General features: G+C 63.0%; 7 protein-coding genes. 1 reads left to right on the top strand and 6 read right to left on the bottom strand.

The window, feature by feature from the left end; translation table 11 throughout:
- Positions 1-59 precede the first annotated feature (59 nt).
- The 6 genes from LGH70_RS06910 to LGH70_RS06885 all read right to left on the bottom strand — a co-directional run bounded on the left by LGH70_RS06910 (position 60) and on the right by LGH70_RS06885 (position 15,693).
- A complete protein-coding gene (locus LGH70_RS06910; RefSeq protein ID WP_226184010.1) occupies positions 60-2,111 on the bottom strand; it encodes an aceric acid hydrolase in 2,052 nt (683 codons plus the stop codon).
- A gap of 30 nt (positions 2,112-2,141) precedes the next feature.
- Positions 2,142-5,603 (bottom strand): glycosyl hydrolase, encoded by a 3,462-nt coding sequence (locus LGH70_RS06905; protein ID WP_226184007.1) that lies wholly within the window; start codon positions 5,601-5,603, stop codon positions 2,142-2,144.
- 1 nt (position 5,604) lies between these two features.
- Positions 5,605-8,958, bottom strand: a complete 3,354-nt coding sequence (locus LGH70_RS06900; protein ID WP_226184005.1) for a glycoside hydrolase family 2 TIM barrel-domain containing protein — start codon at positions 8,956-8,958, stop codon at positions 5,605-5,607.
- A 158-nt stretch (positions 8,959-9,116) separates the two neighbouring features.
- Positions 9,117-11,540 carry a beta-galactosidase GalB gene (gene galB, locus LGH70_RS06895; RefSeq protein ID WP_226184004.1) on the bottom strand — a complete coding sequence of 808 codons (2,424 nt, stop codon included), beginning with the start codon at positions 11,538-11,540 and terminating at the stop codon, positions 9,117-9,119.
- Between the two features lie 165 nt (positions 11,541-11,705).
- Positions 11,706-12,848: a glycoside hydrolase family protein gene (locus LGH70_RS06890; protein ID WP_226184002.1), complete on the bottom strand. Its 1,143-nt coding sequence runs from the start codon at positions 12,846-12,848 to the stop codon at positions 11,706-11,708.
- Between the two features lie 22 nt (positions 12,849-12,870).
- Complete coding sequence (locus tag LGH70_RS06885) at positions 12,871-15,693, bottom strand: family 78 glycoside hydrolase catalytic domain (RefSeq protein ID WP_226184000.1); 2,823 nt, start codon at positions 15,691-15,693, stop codon at positions 12,871-12,873.
- Between the two features lie 520 nt (positions 15,694-16,213).
- Here LGH70_RS06885 and LGH70_RS06880 point away from each other — a divergent pair.
- Positions 16,214-17,455, top strand: a complete 1,242-nt coding sequence (locus LGH70_RS06880; protein ID WP_226183998.1) for a BamA/TamA family outer membrane protein — start codon at positions 16,214-16,216, stop codon at positions 17,453-17,455.
- Positions 17,456-17,476 lie beyond the last annotated feature (21 nt).

The following is a 17,476-nucleotide window of genomic DNA, read 5'->3' as shown; positions in this document are numbered from 1 at the left end:
CGACGAGACGCAACCGAAGGAAGCCGGTAGCCAAGGTTGCGTCTCGACATGCGTGGCGACTACCGGCTCAGCGGAATCCAGACTTCCATGTCGGCGTGGCCGCGGTTGCCCCAGGCGTAGTAGGGCACCAGGGTGAGCGGCACGGTAGTCGGCTTGCGGCCGGAGAGGGTGCGGTAGAGCTGCCCGGTCCACTGCGGCCCGGGGGCCAGCTCGCCCTTGCCCGTTAGGCTCATCATGGGGCTGCCCTCCACAGTTATTAGCTTAGGCGTGAGCTTGGTACCGGCCGGAATAGTCAGGGCCGACAGGGGCTGGCCGGCGGGAAAGTCCTGGGTTTCGAGGCAGTACACGATGGGCCCGCGCTTGACGGCCACCTGGTTGCGGGTTTCTTCCACCAGCGGGTTGGCTTCCACCAGCCGTGCGGGCATGGGCAGCTGCAGCTCCACCCGGTCACCGACCTGCCAGCCGCGGCTGACTTCGGCGTACGTGCCGGGCTGTAGCGGCATGTTCTGGGTTTTGCCATTGATGAGCAGTTTAGCTCCTTCCGCCCAGCCCGGAATGCGCAGAAACAGGGAAAACGCCTGGGTCGGGGCTTGTTGTACGGTGAGCTGGATAGCGCCGTCCCAGGGATAGTTGGTTTGCTGCTGGAGCTTGAGCGGGGAGCCGTCCTTGAGCGTGGTGCTGAGCGTGTTGCCGCCGTACAGGTTCAGCCACAAACCCTTGTCCGAGACGCTGTACAAATAATTGCTCACCTCGGCCACGGTGCGCACCACGTTGGGTGGGCAGCAGTTGGAGAGGCTGATGTAGTCGACGCGGTCCTTGCTCCAGCGCTGCTGGAAGGGCAGGGCTGCGGAAGTCGCCAGCGGGTTGGTGTAGAGAAACTTTGTGCCGTCGAGGCTGATGCCCGACAAGACGCTGTTGTGGAGGGCCGTTTCGAGCACGTCGGCGTACTTGGCCTCGCCCGTGACCTGCAGCATGCGCCAGTTCCAGAGCACGTTGCCGATGTTGGCGCAGGTTTCGCCGTGGGCCGTGTGGTTGGGCAGCTGGTAGTCGCGCCCGTAGGCCTGGTGGATTTTCTGCACCGTGTCGGGCTTGTAGGCCGTGCCGTCGGGCGAGACGCCGTCGTACAAGGCCCCGCAGGCCCCGGTGACGTACATTTTGCGGCTGGTCACGTCGTCCCACATCTTGTCGAGCGTCGTGAGCAGGGTCGCGTCGCCGGTTTCGGCGTACACGTCGGCTACCCCGGCGAAGAGGTAGTTGGCGCGCACGGCGTGGCCCCCGGCTTTTTGCATCTGCCGGAAGGGCAGGCGGTCCTGGTTGTCGTCGGTGCCAATGTCGGCAGCCAGCCCGCGGATGTTAATTAGCTGCTGGGCCAGCTCCAGGTAGCGCGGGTCCTGCGTGGTGCGGTACATTTCCACCACGCCCATGTAGTGGGAGGGGCAGATGGCGTTGCGGGCCAGCTCGGGCGAGGAGCGTTGATAGAAGTTGTAGAGGTAGTCGGTGGCCTTTTTGGCCAGGTCCAGCATCGAGGTTTTGCCGGTGGCGCGGTAGTGCACGCAGGCGGCCGTCATCAGGTGGCCCAGGTTGTAGCTCTCGAAGTTGAGCCGGTCCTGAAACGCGGTGCTCTTGCCCGTGTTCAGGGCGTTGATGGTAGCCTGGGTGTTTAGGTAGCCATCGGCCCGCTGGCACTTGGCAATGACGCCGATGGCCTCGTCCATCATCTGATTTAGCTGCGGGTCGTGGGTGGTGGCGTAGGTGGCGGCCACGGCTTCGAGCAGCTTGTAGAAGTCCCCGTCGTGGAAGGGTGGGCCTTTATGCTCGCCTTTCTGCAACCCCGCCGCAATTTCGAAGTTGCGGAAAGAGTGGTTGCGGACCGGGTCATGGTAGAGCGCCCACATGGTCGGCAGCATGGACTGGCGGCACACCTCAAACCGGTCGGCCCAGAAGCTGCCCGCCTGCCACTGCACGCTGCCCACATCCACGCTGCTGAGGCGGGCATACCGGCTGGCCGAGGTATTGACCAGGCCCTTGCCCTGGGCAGCGGCGGGTGGGGTAGAAAAGGCGGCCAGGGCCAGCAAGGCGGCCGGCAGCAGGCGGGAAGAAAGAGAAGCCATAACAGAGGGGATAAAAGGCAAAGGCGGGCGTTACTCAGCGGAAACCCCGAGGCGAACCGGCCCGAGCAAACCAGCCGGCAACAGTGGTTTGGTAGCGGCCGGCGAGGGCGCGGTGGTGTGGGTCAGGCGCTGCTCGGGCGGCAGGGCCTGGTCGCCAATGAGGCGGTTGGCCCAGGTGTTGGTGACGAGGATGCGCAGCTGGTTGTCGCCTTTTTGCACGGCCGCGGTGATATCCACGCGGTAGGGTACCGTCCAGGCAATGCCGCAGGATTTGCCGTTCACCTGCACGTCGGCCAGGTTGGCTACTGTTCCCAGCTCCAGCCACACGCGCTGCGGGCCGCGCTTATTGGGCTTCCAGCGGAAAGACTTGGTGTACTCGGCCGTACCGGAATAGTGCCGAATGGCCGCGTCCGGGCTTTTGCTCCAATCCGTCAGCTCCGGGAAGGGAACTGGCTGAGCCGGGCCACCGGCCCGCGTATCGAAGCGCACCTGCCAGGGGCCGGCCAGGGTTTGCAGGGGTTGCACCTCGGTCCAATTGGCGCCGGTGCGGGCGGCGGTTTGGGTAGTTGGCTGGCGCAGCACCACGAACACCGAGCCGTTGGGTGCCAGCCGCAGGGGCAACTGCGTGCGACCATCAGCCATCTGCCATTGCCCGGCCACGCGGGTTTCCCCGCTCACCGCGTCCCAGAGTTCGGGCACCCGGCCCGTCACGCGTAAGGACAAGTGGATGGTTCGGGCGCTGTCGAGCTGGTTGGAAATGAAGTAGATGTCGAATCCGTCGCCCGCTCGGTGGTTCCAGGCCAGGCCTTGGGTCGGCTGCCCATTCACGGTCGCTACTACGTCGCGCGGTAGCCCCAGCGTCTCAAATGAGGCAGCGGGGTAAGGCCCCGGTACCACCCGGCCCTGACCGTAGGATACCGGCGTCACCACCGCAGCTGCCAGTGGACCATTCGAGGCGGGCAGTTGCGCGCTCAATTGCTGAATTTCCTTGTCGGCGGCCGGGAAGTTGCGCAGTTCGGGCGAGTGAGTGGGGCGCCGGTTCAGCAGCACGGTAGCGCCGGCCTGCACTAGCTCGCGCAGCCGCCGGGCCACAGCCGGCGACATGGCCGTGCTGTCCGGGTCCATGGGGTGGGCGCCGGGTACCACCAGCACCCCGTAGCTGGCTCCGCCGGGCAGCTCAATGCGGCCGTTGCGCACGGTGGCCAGGCGCAGCAGCGCGTCCTTATTGAACGAGTCGTAGGCGTAGCCGCGCAGCGGATCAACCAGTTGCTCGGCCGTGGCCATATTCGCCGAGGCCGACACTTTTTCCGGCTGCTCCCGCATGGGCAACCCTACGTTGGCCATGCGCTGCCTTTCCCGGGCTACCGTGGCCTCCCCGAAGATGCCGGGCAGGGTCGAGACCAGCCGGTCGGGCAGCAGGGCCCGGCGTGGGGTTTCTTCGCCCGTAAACACGGCCACGTCCACCACCGGGCGGCCCAGCTGCAGCAGGGCCTGGCAGCGGCGGGCGTAGTCGACCCAGGCGCGGCCGGGCTGCCACCAGGTTTGGTCGCGCTGGAAAAACAGGCCGATGCCGCTGAGCGTCATGCCGGGCTGCCGGCCAAGCCAGGGGTTGTGCACGAAGACGTGGTAGACCATCCGGTTGACGCCCAGCGCGTAGTTGCGGTCCTGCAGGACTTTGAGCATGCCCGGATGCTCATCCCAGGCCAGCTTGAGCTCGGTGAAGGCCTCGGCCTGCACGATGTTCTTGCCGTAGATATGCGCCCCCGAAATGGCGTCGAACATGTCGTTGGGCTTGTCGTGGGTGGGGCTGCGCAGCCAGAACTCGCCCATGGGCACGTCGGCGTGCTGGTAGTGCAGCAGCCCGTCACTGACCATGGTGGGGGCAATGGCCTCGGCCGAAAACGTGCAGCCGTGGGCGTGGGCCCGCTCTTTGAGCGTCACGTAGAACTTGTCGTTCACCAGCTCGGCAATGGTTTGGCGCACATCGGCCAGCACCCGCTCCGAGACGTCGGCGCTTTCCAGGGGCACGCCGGTCAGTACCGGCAGGTAGGGCAGCAAATCGTAGCCTCGGCGCTGCTGGAACTCGGTGGCAAAGTTTGTCGACCAGTTCTGGGAGCCGCACTCCCAGCTGTCCACATGAAACATTTTCAGCACCCGACCAGCCAGTTCCGGCCCACCCTGGCGCGCGGCTTCCCCAAACCAGCTGTCGAACTGCAGCTGCACGGCCGCGGGGTTGAATTTGTCACACTCCAGGCCCCGGGCCCCGCCGCCGGTGGTGTTGATCTGGCCCGTGGAGCCGTGGCCCACGCGCAGGATGGTCCAGTTGCCGGGCGGCGCGGTCCAGGTCAGGCGGCCGTTGGCGTCCATCTTGCCGGTCAGGTTCACGACTTTATTGAGCGGTACGCACAGCGAAGCGGGGAGTTGCTGGGCGGTGGTGCGCGGACTCACGCGCCATACTTCGCCATTTTTGCCTTCGTAATGGTTGATGCGCGCCTCACCCGACAACCGGATTTCCGTCACCTTCAACGACTGTTTCCACTTGGCCGCGTCGAGGTCCTCGGCTCCCGGTTCCGAGCCAGCCGGGTCGTACACAAACCGGAAAAACCGCGCCGTAGTGGCCGGAATGGCGTGTGTCACGGCGCTGCTGTCCTGCCAGCCGCTGCGGGGTGGCGTCAGTTGCACGACGGGCCGGAAGGTGCGGCCGTCGGCGCTGACTTCCACCCGCAGGCGGTTGGCCTGGTAGTTATAGCCCGTTGACCGAATGCGGATGGAGCGGCAGGTGAAGGGCTGCGCGTAGGCGTACTGGATCCAGCCTGGCTCACTGGTTTTCAAGCCTTCCTTGTTGCCTGGCACGGCCAATAACTCCGGCTTGGTGCCCGCTATGCTGCTTGTAACCTGCGGTTTAGCGGTGGTAGTCGTAGCGCCCGCAGGAGTAGGGTAGGCGTACACGGCAATGTCGCGGTAGTAGTTCTGCACGGTGGCAGCTTTCAGCAGCACCTGGCTGATGCGACGGCCGCCCTGCACCTGGGTTTGGGTGTGCACCACCTTCTGCATCGAGAGCTCGGGCGTAATCCAGGGGCCACCGGCCAGCGCAAACCCGTCGCTGACGTGCATGGCCAGTTTCAGGTTGAGGCGTTCGGCTTCGGTCATGGCGTGCTTCACCATCTGCCACCAGCGCGGGGACAGCTGCTCGGCGGGCGGGGTAATGGCCGGCGGATTTTCCGCGCCCTTGATGGGCATGAGGTAGGCCCCGCCGATGCCCGCTTCGCGCATGGCTTCCAGGTCGGCAGTGAGGCCCTCGGGCGTGACGGCCGCGTTCATCCAGTACCAGAATACCCACGGCTTGGCCGCCTCGGGTGGGTTCTGGAAGGCCGCTTGTAAGTCAACAGGCACCGCGCTGGATTGCGCCTGCGCCGTTTGGCTGGCCACGCAGATGGCAAAGCTGAGCAGCAAGCCGAATGTAAAGGAAGAAGAAGTGAGTCTACAGTTCATGCTACAGTTTGCCGGTGCTGCCGACAGTAGACGGTTTGCTTTCCCCAGTGCCCTGCTTGCTACCAAACCGGACTTTGCGGGCCAGGGTGCTGATATCTGTCTTTTTACCCGCTATGGGCAGCAGATAGAAGCTGTAGCTGTAGGGTTTGGCGGGCAGCTGGTACTTGTCGATGGGGGCGGCTTGGGCATCCCAGCTGGTGTTGCCCCCGACGCCCATTTGGGCTAGGTCAATGTTGAGGGTGACGAAACCGGCGTCCTGGAGCTTGTTGGTGTGGCGAGCCTTTTGGATGTTTTGCTCGGTGTGCGGCCAGGCGCTCATGCTCAGCAGGCTATCGGCCACCACCAACAGGCCGGTGTTTTGCTTGTCGGCCAGGTGCATCCAGCGCACATCGGTGCGGTTGGCGTACTCCATCGGCACCACGTACGAATCGGCAAACTCACTGAGCGGCTGGCTATAGATGCCCGCATCGAAACCGTAGCGCCGGTCGATGTAGTTTTCCATGGGCCCGCGGCCGTAGAAGCTGATGTTGTCGTAGGCGCGCTTAATGCCGACTTGCATGCCCACCCGCGGAATGTTGGGCAGGCCGGCGGCGGGCATTAGGGCGTAATCTACTTTCAAGGTGCCGTCGCCATTCACGGTGTACGCCACGCGCAGCGTGGTTTTACCGTCGATGAGCGAGTAGGTGCCGGTGAGGCTAGGCTGGCTGGGGTTCGACTTATCCAGGGTCAGGTTTTGCAGCTTGGGTTCCGTTGCGAACCACTCTTTTAGCTTCTTGTCGGCCTTCCAGCCGCGCCGGTCGTTGTCGGTGAGTGGGCGGGTGAAGTGCGGCAGGAGCGGGGTGGCCAGCTGCTCGGTGCCGCGGTGGCGGTAGGAGGTCAGCGCGCCGGTGGTTTTGTCGATGGTCACCTGGAAGTTATTGCCGCTCAGCGTGTAGGCGGCGGCTTCGTCGCGCACCGCTACGGCCGGATACTTAGCGGTTTTGGTTTGCGGCTGGGCCAAGCCACTCAGGGCAAACTGGTTGCTGGCTACTTCGTGGCCTCTCGGAGCCCAGTTGGTGGCCTCGGGCAATGTGAAGGAAATTGTGGCCAGATACTCGGCGCCCGCCTTCATCTTCGGCAGGTAAGGTTTGAGGTTGAGCACCGTGTCGCGGCCGGCCGCTAGGCGCAGCCGGGGCAGCGGTTTGGTGCTTACCACCCGGCCATCTTCGCGCACCACCAGCGCCACCGCGTAGTCAACTGCCGACTTCATAGCGTGCCGGTTCTCGACTTTTATCAAGTTCTTGCCAGCATCAGCCAACGTGCATTCCAGCGGTTGATACACCCGCTTGCACTCGTAAATGGCCGCGTGGGGTTTGCCGTCGGAAGCTACGATGCCCTTGATGGTGAAGTCGTCGTAGTATTTCTCCTGGAAGTCGCCACCGTAGGCATAGAAGGCCGTGCCAGCGGAGTCGCGCTTCTGCAAGCCCTGGTCTTTGAACTCCCAGATGCAGCCGCCAATCACGCGTTTGGTGGCACGCCAACCGTCCCAGAACTCCTTCATGTTGCCGGTAGCATTGCCCATAGAGTGGGCGTATTCGCAGAAGAAAATAGGCCGGGTGTCGCCGTTTTGCTGGTTGGCTAGCAGCTCGCCAGTGAACAAGCCGGGGTACATGCGGCTCACCATGTCCACGTAGGCCTGGTCGCGGGGCGTTTGGATGCGGTAGGCATGGTTTTTTGGGTAGGCGGGGTCGTTGGGGTCGATGTAGCCTTCCACGTGCGGGTCGCCCATGGCGGGCTCGTAGTGGATGGGCCGGGTGATGTCGAAATCGTGCAGCCAAGCCGCCATAGCCGCGTGGTTCGGCCCGCGCCCCGACTCATTCCCGAGGCTCCAGAAGATGATGCTGGGGTGGTTTTTGTCGCGCAAGGCCATGCGCATGCTGCGTTCCTGATAGGCGGCAGTCCAGGCCGGGTCGTTGCTGAGCTTGGAACCCAGGCCGTGGGTTTCCAGGTTGGCTTCGTCGATTACCAGGATGCCGTACTCGTCGCAGAGGTCGTAGAAATACGGGTCGTTGGGGTAGTGGCTGGTGCGGATGCAGTTGAAATTGAACTGCTTAAGCGTGCGCACGTCTTCCCGGATATCCTCCCGCGACACGGCCATGCCCTTGGTGGGGTGGTGGTCGTGGCGGTTGACGCCGTAGAGGTAGGTTTGCTTGCCGTTGATGAGCAGCTTACCGTTGTCCTTGGAAAATTCGATGCTGCGGAAGCCCACTTTGCAGCTTTTGGCTTCCAGCACCGCCCCGGTTTTGTCGGTGAGCGTGAGGACCAGCGTGTAGAGGTTGGGCGCTTCGTCGCTCCACTTCAGCGGGTTGCGCACCGTGGTTTCCAGCAAGCCGAACTTGGCGTTGTCGAGGCGCGGGTAGGGCTCGTTAATGATGCTTTCGGCGGTGCGCTGCAAGGGCTGAGCTAGCACCGCCTTGCCGGTTTTATCGTAGAGTTGGGCCACTACTTGGTAGCCGCTCAGGTCGTTGTTGCCGGTCAGGTTTTCCAGGCGCGGCCGGATGCTCAACACCGCATCTTTGTACTGTTTATCTAGCTTGGCCTGCCAGTGGAAGTCGGCCAGGCGCATTTTCGGCTCGGCCAGCAGCAGCACCTCCCGGTAGATGCCGCTGAGCCGCCAGTGGTCCTGGTCTTCCAGATACGAGCCATCCGACCAACGGATTACCTGCACCGACACGACGTTTTCGCCGGCTTGCAGGTAGGGCGTCACGTTGAACTCGGAGGGTAAGCAGCTATCCTCGCCATAGCCCAGAAACTTGCCGTTCACCCACACCTTGAACGCCGAGCTAACGCCGCCAAAGTGCAGCGTCACGTTCTGATTTTGCCAGCCCGCAGGCACCGTGAAGGTGCGTTGGTAGGAACCCACGCCGTTGTAGTCCTGCGGCACGAAGGGCGGATTCACGGGCCGGAATGGGTACTTGGCGCTCTTGTAAATCGGCAAATCGTAGCCGTTCATTTCCCAGTTAGCGGGCACGGCCAGCTGCTTCCAGCCACTCACGCGGCTCTTGTAGAAATCCTTGGGCGCATCACTGGGCTTACTGGCGAAGCTGAAGTCCCAGTTACCATTCAAATTCAGCAGGCGCGGCGTTTTGGACCGGTCGCCGAGCAGAGCGTCTTTTTCGGTGGGGAAGGAATAGGCCGTGGCCCGCGTCCGGTCCCGGTTCAGCTCCGTGATTTGCGGCATTTCCCAGGCGTCGCCCTCGGGGCCCGCGTAGATTTTGGGCGGGTTGGAAACGCCGGGAAAGAAGTACACGCTGGCTTCCTGGGCGCGGAGCAGTGAGGGAAATAGCAGCAGGAATGCCCAGACGAGGAGCCTCACCCCCCGGCCCCCTCTCCTCAACGGAGAGGGGGTGCCACGGCGGCATTGTTTAGCAGAACAAGTATCTATGGGACGCATCATCTATTTTGTTCGTAGTCAATTTTTTTCGTCAGGCTCCCCTCTCCTTTTCGGAGAGGGGGCCAGGGGGTGAGGCCCCACTACCGGCTCGTCAGCGTTACCGCTGCGGGCGCCAGCCCCTCAGCGGTGGCCTGCACCGTAATGGTGCCGCCTTTTTCGGTGGTTTGAATGATGGCTAGGCACATGCCGTTGTAGGCCTTGCGGGAGTCGGCTTTAAAGGATTCTAGACTAGCTTGGTAGCCGTTGTCCACGCCGGCCACAACGCCGGGGCCGCTGACGGCGAACTTCACCAGGTTGGCAGCATCAGGAACTAGGTTGCCGGCGGCATCCAGCACGCGCACCGTCAGAAAGGACAGGTCTTTACCGTCGGCTTGCAGCTTGCTCCGGTCGGCGGTTAGCTCGATTTTGGCGGCTGGACCGGCAGTGCTGATGGTACGCGTCAGGACGGTTTGGCCGGCTTTGCGCGACACGGCTTGCAGCGTGCCGGGGGCGTAGGGCACGCGCCAGAATACGTGCAGGTCATTGGAGGTTTTTTTTCTAGTGCCCAGCGACTTGCCATTCAGGAGTAGTTCCACTTCGTCGGCCTGGTTGTAGTAGGCCCACACGTCCACGGTCTGGCCGAGCTGCCAGTTCCAATGCGGTAGCAGGTGCAGCACGGGCTGGGTGGTCCACTCGCTCTGGTAGAGGTAGTAGGCGTCCTTGGGGAAGCCGGCCAGGTCGATGACCCCGAAGTAGGAGCTATGCGCCGGCCAGGGGTAGGGTAGCGGCTCGCCCAGGTAGTCGAAGCCGCTCCAGACGAAGGTGCCGGTCAGGTGCAGGTTCTGCTTGAGGGCGCCCCAGGCGGCTTCGTGGGTGGCGCCCCAGTAGGGCCGGGCGTTGTCGTAGCTGGAGGCCGTGAAGTCGGGGTTGCCGGTGGTGAACTTGGTTTTGCCGTCCAAGGGCCAAACGCGGACACTGTCGGAAGGCATATCGTAGTGCCCGCGGGTTTCGAAGGCGGCGGCGGTTTCGGTAGCCAGGAAGATTTGGCCGGGAAAGCGCTGGGGCAGCTTGGGGTATTCCGCGTGCTTGTAGTTGAAGCTCAGCACGTCGAGCACACTGGCCTGGCTGATGAAGTTCTTGTCGGGCTCCTGCTCCGTGAGGGCTGAGGTGACGGGCCGGGTGGGGTCAAGGCGCTTCACGGTGGCGGTCAGCTCCTTGGCGAGGCGCGTGCCGGTGCTGTCGAACTGCTCCCGGATTTCGTTGCCGATGCTCCAAATGAATACTGAGGGGTGGTTCCGGTCGCGGAGCACCATATCTTCCAGGTCGCGGCGGTGCCATTGCGGGAAGTCGAGGTGGTAGTCTTTGCCGTTCTTCTTTTTCTGCCACATGTCGAAGGCCTCGTCCATCACCAGAAAGCCCATCCGGTCGCACAGGTCCAGCAGCTCGGGCGCCGGCGGGTTGTGCGACATCCTGATGGCATTGCAGCCCATAGCCCGCAGGATTTCCAGCTGCCGCTCGGCGGCCCGCACGTTGAAAGCCGCCCCCAGCGCCCCCAAATCGTGGTGCTGATTGACGCCCTGAATGCGCAGCACTTGGCCGTTCAGCAGAAAGCCTTGCGGCCCAAACACGGCGGTGCGCACGCCCAGGGTCGTTTCGTAGGAGTCAATAGCCTTCTTACCGCGCAGTACAGAGGTCTGCACTCGGTATAGGTAGGGCCGCGTGGTTGACCACAGCTGCGGGTTGCTGAGGCTGAGGGACTGGGCCACGCGGGTGGTGGAATCGGTCAGGCGGATGTTTTGGGTGAGTTGCCGGGCCACTTCCTTGCCCTGCGCATCCAGCACCACTGTTTGCAGGTTCACTGACCCTTGTCCGCCCGCCGAGTTGCGGATCTGAGTTTGCACGGCCACCGTAGCGGCCGTAGTGCTAACCTGCGGCGTCGTCACGAAGGTGCCCCAGTGGTCCACGGCTACGGCGTTGGTGGTCACCAGCCGCACGTTGCGGTAGATGCCCGAGCCGGAGTACCAGCGCGAGTTCGGCTGCGCCGAATTATCGACGCGCACGGCCAGCACGTTGGGCTGGCCGGCGGGGCGCAGATGGGGCGTCAGGTCGTAGCGGAAGGAACTGTAGCCGTTGGGGCGGTGCCCCAACAGGTGGCCGTTCACCCACACGTCGCTGTGCTGGTACACGCCATCAAACTCGATGTAGACGCGCTTGTCCTTGGTAGCGGGCAGCGTGAACGTTTTGCGGTACCAGCCGATGCCGGTAGGCAGGCCGCCGCCCTCGGGCTTGGCGGGGTTCTTCTCGTCAAATTTGCCCTCAATGCTCCAATCGTGCGGCAAGGTCAGCTGCCGCCAGTTGGCATCGTTGAAGGCCGCTTCTTTTGCCTGCGCCTCGTCGCCTAGCAAGAACTTCCAGCCCTTGTTAAATTCCGCTACTACCCGCCCGGCTGGCCGCGGCTTGGCGTCGGCAGCTGGCCGGGTACCGAGCACTAACAGCAGCAGAAGGAAGGGGAGGAGACGGGGCATAGTGGTCGTTCTTGCGGTGGGCCTCACCCCCCGGCCCCCTCTCCGAAAAGGAGAGGGGGAGCCACGGCGGCGTGGGCGGTATCTTGTTTCTGTCAGGTAGGCTTTTACTTTATTTCGTTCGGCTCCCCCTTTCCTTTTCGGAGAGGGGGCTGGGGGTGAGGCGTACTACTTCGCTTCTTTCGGTTTCTTCACGGGCGGGGCAATGAAGGTGAGTTTGCTTTTGCCCAGGTCCTTGGAGGTGGCCACGGCAATGCCGCGCTGGTCGGGCTTGTTAACGGCGCAGTAGTAGTGATACACCACGCCTTTGTGCTTCACCACAAACGACTTATGGGCGAATAGCTCGTCGTAGGGTTCGGAGGGCTCGATTAGGTTGGCACCGGACCAGTCGGTCCAGGTTTGCAGGTCGTAGGAGCAGGCGAAGCGGTTCACTGCGCCCGATACGCCGGGGTAGAAGGCGCCGAAATAGAACATCACGTACAGGCCCTTGTCCACTTGGTCCAGCTGCTGGATGTAGGCGTCGCCGGTGATGCCTTTGTGGTGGTTGAGCACCGGGTTGCGCAGGTAGCGGCTCCAGTTTTTCATGTCGTCCGAGACGGCCATGCCGATGCGCTCTGCGCCCCGCTTGGTGTCCAGCGAGTCGCCGTTGGCGTTGTAGTACATCACGAAGGGGTGGCCGGTGCGCTTGCTCTTGTCCCAGATGACGGAGCTTTTGTATATGGTGTGGTTTTCCCACCAACGCACGTCTTTGTCGTCGGGGCGCAACACGGGCTGGGGCAGGCGCTGCCACTGGTGCACGGTGGTCGGGTCCTTCTCGGTGTAAGCCATGCCGATGGACAGCAGCCCCTTCTCGTAGCCCCGCGACTTACCCCCGAAATACGACATCCAATACTTGCCCTGGTAGGGCTGCCACTCGTAGCTGCCGCCCCATTTATAGTCCTGCAAGGCCACGTAGCCGGCTTTCTGGTTGGTATCCCAGTCGGTGGTGTCGGTGAAGGCCATGATTTTGCCTTTGGTTTCCCACTTCAGCAAGTCCTTGCTTTGCGCCAGCCAGGTTTCGTAGCCGCGTCCATCGTAGATGATGTAGGTCATCCACCACTGCCCGTTTTTGCGGAACACGCTCGGGCAGTCCATCTTCTTCTTGTTGTCGTCGGTTACCAGCACCAGCCCGTACTTGTGGGGCGTTTTCACTTCCTCGTACACCTTCTGCATCACGGCGGCCGGCACCTCTTTGGGCTTGCCGGATTGCGCGTGGGCGTACGTCTGGCTGAGGCAGGCAAGCAGCAAGTAGCAGGCGGATTTCAGTTTCATGCGGGGAGGAAGCGGGAAGGAATTAGTTGGTGTTGGCCGGCGTGCTGACCGTGAAATGGTAAGTGCCCGAACCCGTTTGGATGCGGGCTTTGCCATTTTCAATGCCCAGCAGCTTGAGTTCCGGGTAGCGGGCCAGCGGCTGCGTGCCTTCCAGAATGGTGGAAGTAGCTGTGGCCGGCAGATAAATAGTAGCGGTGGTGTTGGCCGGAATGGTGGTCGTCAGCTCGAAGCTGGTGGCGGTTTTCTTCCATTCGCTTTTGATTGGGCCGTAAGGTGAGTTATGGCTGGCGCTGGCGCTGGTCACGTCGCCCACCGGCTCAGGCCGGATGTCGATTTTGTTGAAGGCCACCGAACCCTCAGCGGGCCGAATACCCGCCAGCGCACCATAAAACCATTCCTGCAAGTGCCCCAGCATCAGGTGGTTGTTGGACACCGTGGGCAGCGCCGCCCACGATTCCGTCAGGGCGGTGGCGCCCTGGGCCAGCTGGTAGCCGTAGCCGGGCACGTCGGCGCGGTTGTTCATGGCAAAGATGACATCGGAGCGGCCGGCGTCTTCCAGCACGCGCAGCAGGTAGCGGTAGCCAATGTCGCCGGCCGTCAGGGCGTTGTTGCGGCTGCGGATATCCTGCACGATGTTCTCTACCACGGCGGCCTTGTGGGCGGGCTCTACCAGGCCCATGTACACGGCCATAGCATTGGCGGCCTGGCTGCCGGTGGCGTACTGTTTGGTGCTGGGGTTAAAGAACTTCTGGTTGAAGGCCGCCCGGACTTCGGTAGCCAGCTTGTCATACGCGGCGGCCTCTTGCGGCTTGCCTAGTAGGCGTGCCACTTGGCTTAGAATCGTGAGGTCGTAGTAATAAGTGGCGGTGCCGGTTACGCCCATGGGGGTTTGCTGCGAGGTGCCCGGCGGCTTGGGGCCCAGATCGTACCAGTCGCCGAGGCCCTGGTTGAGGATGTGGCCCTGGGCCTTAGTGCCGAGGTAGGCCACGTAGCGCTGCATCATGGGGTAGCTTTCTGCTAGCACCTGCTGGTCGCCGTACCACTGGTACACGTACCAGGGCAGAATGATGCTGGCGCTGCCCCACTCCGGCGAGTCGCGGAACATGTCGCCGCCCCACTCAAATTTCACGTACTCGGGCGCAATTTCCGGTACCAGCCCGTTTTCCAGCTGTGAAGTCTGCATGTCGTCAATGGTCTTGCGGCAGAGCGTGGCAATGTCGTAGCGGTAGCGGATGGAGGCGCCCATCAGGTGGGTTTGCTCCAGCCAGCCCAGCTTTTCGCGGTGCGGACAGTCGGTAAACACGCTGGCCATGTTGCTCTTGATAGACCAGTCAATCAGCGTGTTGGTGCGGTTGAATAGGTCGTTGGAACACGCAAATTCGCCCACCACCGGGGCGGCGTTGCGAGTGTGCAGCGCCGTCAGGGCCAGTACCACCGGCCGGTTGCGCGGGTTGGCCTGGCCCTGGGGCACGCCGCCTTCCAGCTGGGCGTAGCGGAAGCCGTAGTAGCTGAAGCGGGGCCGCCAGGTTTCCACGCCGCCGCCGCGCAGCACGTAGGTGAAGATGTAGGGGCCGCCGCTGTTCTTCTGGGTAATGCTGTTATCGGCTTTGAGCAGCTCGGCCGGCAGGATGCGCACCGTGTCGCCGGCCCGGCCCTGCACCTGCAGCTCGATAATGCCCGAGGCGTTCTGCCCAAAATCATACACCCACTTGCCAACTCCTGCGGGCGTTATCTTCGGGCTGGTAAAGGCGTCGTGCACCTTCAGCGGCTCGGCGTTCTGGGCCGTCAGCCGGGGCGGACCGCTTACCCGCAGCACCGGTTGCCAGGCCTGGTCGGCAAAGCCGGGAGCGTCCCAGCCGGGCTGCTCCAGCGTGGCGTTGTAGTCCTCGCCGCCGTAGATGCTGCTGAAGGTGACCGGAGAGGGAGCTGCTTTCCAGGAAGCGTCGCTGAGCACATTTTCGCGGTGGCCGTCCTGGTAGTCGAGCACGAGGCGGCAGCGCAGCTTGGGGTAACCGAAAGCCGTTTTGAGCTTGCGGAAGCGCCCTTTCACGGGCGGCACGTAGTAAAAGCCGTTGCCCAGCATCACGCCCACGGTGTTGGCGCCCTGCTGCAGCTGCTCGGTCACGTCGAAGGCCACGTACTGGGCCTGCTGGTCGTACTTGGTCCAGGCCGGGTCCAGAAAATGGTCACCTACTTTCCGGCCGTTCAGACGCAGCTCAAACTGGCCCAGGCCGCACACGTAGGCCGTGGCTTTGCGCAGGCGCCGGCCCACGGCAAAGTCCTTGCGCAGCAGCGGCAGCACGTTGCCGCCGGTAAATGCATCCTTTTTGCCATCGGTGGGCAGCACGTTTACGTGCTCCTCGGGCAGTTTTTCGTAGGCTATCCACTCGGCGCTCAGCCAGTCGGCCGGGGCCAGCAGCCCCATTTGCCACCGCCCCGGTGGGCTCCAGGCCGAAGGCTGCCCGGTCCTGTTCCACACCATTACTTTCCAAAAGTAGGCTTTGGTGGCCTGTAGGGGGCTGCCCGCGTACGGTACCTGTAGGCACCGGCCCGAGGCTACCCGCCCCGAGTCCCAGATATTGCCGACGTCTTGCCGCAGCAGCTTTTCACTGTCGGCCACCAGAATGCGGTAGCCCGTCTGGGTGGCCTGCCGCTGGGCCGACGTAAGCTGCCAGCTGAGGCCCGGCTGGCTGTGCTGCACGCTAAGCGGGCTGGGCTGAAAGTCACACGTGAGGTTGAGCACCGTAAGGCGCTGGGCCGAAGCCTGCCCGGGCAGCAAAACCAGCAACAGCCCCACCACCCACGCCAGTACCTGCCCGGCTAGGCCCAGGGAGCAGGGGAGCATTGGTGCTGACGTTTTTCGGCTGTTCACGGCGGGGTAGGGAAGCGCGCTAAAGGGAAGACCAGGGGCTGACCAGCCCGGCCCGCGCCGGAATTTCGGCACCGGCCAGGACTTGGGGGAAGTACCTACGCAAATGTAATTTGCCTGCGCAGGCTGCTGTGCCACCCTTTAGCATCTTGTTATAGGATGTTAGCACGCCCCGAGAAAGGACCCGCTGCTTTCTGCCCAACATGGTACAGCAGGAGCCTGAGGAACAAGGCAGCAGGCGGCCGGGCCGGGGGGCGGCGGGGCTTGTCAACCGCGAAAAAACGCCCCTTCCGAACAATGGCACCCGCTGCTGACAGGAACAGGACGCAAGAGCTGCCGGGTGGGCCGGTACGCCGACTACAGCAAGAAATTGCTGGCATCCGTACGGAGAAGGTTACCAAAAAGAAAAACTCCGCCGCGTGATTCTTGTTGACTGGATTCACGTAAGTGAGGCGGCCGGAGCACAAACGCTGGGCTTTGGACTATAAAAACGAATATGTGGTTTATCCGATTAGTGCTGATTACGACGCTCTGCAGCCTCAGCGGGTGGAGCTCGGCGCAGGTGGCGCCCGTGGGCTCCGATTCGGCGGCCGTTGCCCCGCCCCAGGTCGAGCCTGAAAAAGCCAAACGGCCCGGCCGGCTCGTCCGGCTGTTTGCCCCCAGCGACAAACCCAATTTTGTGCCTATTCCCTCGGTGTTCTCCCAGCAGGAAACCGGCCTGGCTGTTGCCCTTTCGTCGTTGCCGGTGTGGCGCTTCGGCTCCGACACAACCACGCGCAAATCCAATGTTCGTCTCGGGGCCTGGATTAGTCAGAAAGGTCAGACCTCCGTGCAGCTGACGCACAACATCTTCACGCCCGGTGAAAAGCTGTATCTGCTGGGCGAGGTGAGCTACTACGACGTGAATTACTTCTACTACGGCATCGGCAACGAGACGCGCAAGGCCGATGAGTCGCAGGTTGATTACACCGTCTTTATCTTCAATCAGCGGGCCCTCTGGAAGGTGAAGCACAACGTCTTTGCCGGCCTGCAGTACCGCTTCACCCACCTGCGCGACATCCTCTACGAGGAGCCCAGCGAGCAGGGCGGGCAAAACAAGTTTCAGACCGATTTGCAACAGGGAAACCTCACGACCCGGGAGGCTGGGGGCGGCAATACGTCCGGTTTCGGCCCCGCCGTGCTCTACGACGGCCGCGACAATGTGCTGGCCACCTACCACGGCCAGTACCTGCACGTGCACGGCCTGTTTGCCGGCCGCTACGCCGGCAGCGACTACAGCTTCAACCGTTTTCAGGTGGATGCCCGGCACTTTCAGCCCCTTATCAAGAGCACCAATACCATTCTGGCCCTGCAATACCTGGGGCAGTTTCACACCGGCGGCCGGGTGCCGTTTCGGGAGCTGAGCGCCATGGGTGCCGACCTGGGCGGCTCCATCTATAACTACGCCACGCTGATGCGCGGTATTTACGAGGGCCGCTTCCGCGACCGGCAGATGATGACGTTTCAGGCCGAAATCCGGCAGAAGCTGTTCTGGCGGTTCGACGGGGCCGTGTTTGGCTCGGTGGGCGAAGTAGCCAACCAGCTGCGCGACTTCTCGGTCCGGGGCACGAAGTTCGCGGGTGGCGTGGGAGGGCGCTTCCGCCTCAACCAGCGCGACCGGCTCAACGTCCGCCTGGACTACGGCGTGGGCTCGGGTGGCAGCTCCGGCATCTACTTTTCCATCGGAGAAGCTTTTTAACCATTCCGGCACCTTACTACC

Origin of the sequence: Hymenobacter nitidus, assembly GCF_020447315.1 — a bacterium.
Lineage (GTDB): Bacteria > Bacteroidota > Bacteroidia > Cytophagales > Hymenobacteraceae > Hymenobacter > Hymenobacter nitidus.
The sequence above is the reverse complement of the archived record's forward strand: the minus strand, read 5'-3'. Positions and strand labels throughout refer to the sequence as shown.

Bases quoted from the DNA above. Each gene is read 5' to 3' on its own strand.
- galB (WP_226184004.1), bottom strand. From the start codon at position 11,540: ATGCCCCGTCTCCTCCCCTTCCTTCTGCTGCTGTTAGTGCTCGGTACC.
- LGH70_RS06880 (WP_226183998.1), top strand. From the start codon at position 16,214: ATGTGGTTTATCCGATTAGTGCTGATTACGACGCTCTGCAGCCTCAGC.
- LGH70_RS06910 (WP_226184010.1), bottom strand. From the start codon at position 2,111: ATGGCTTCTCTTTCTTCCCGCCTGCTGCCGGCCGCCTTGCTGGCCCTG.
- LGH70_RS06885 (WP_226184000.1), bottom strand. From the start codon at position 15,693: ATGCTCCCCTGCTCCCTGGGCCTAGCCGGGCAGGTACTGGCGTGGGTG.
- LGH70_RS06905 (WP_226184007.1), bottom strand. From the start codon at position 5,603: ATGAACTGTAGACTCACTTCTTCTTCCTTTACATTCGGCTTGCTGCTC.
- LGH70_RS06890 (WP_226184002.1), bottom strand. From the start codon at position 12,848: ATGAAACTGAAATCCGCCTGCTACTTGCTGCTTGCCTGCCTCAGCCAG.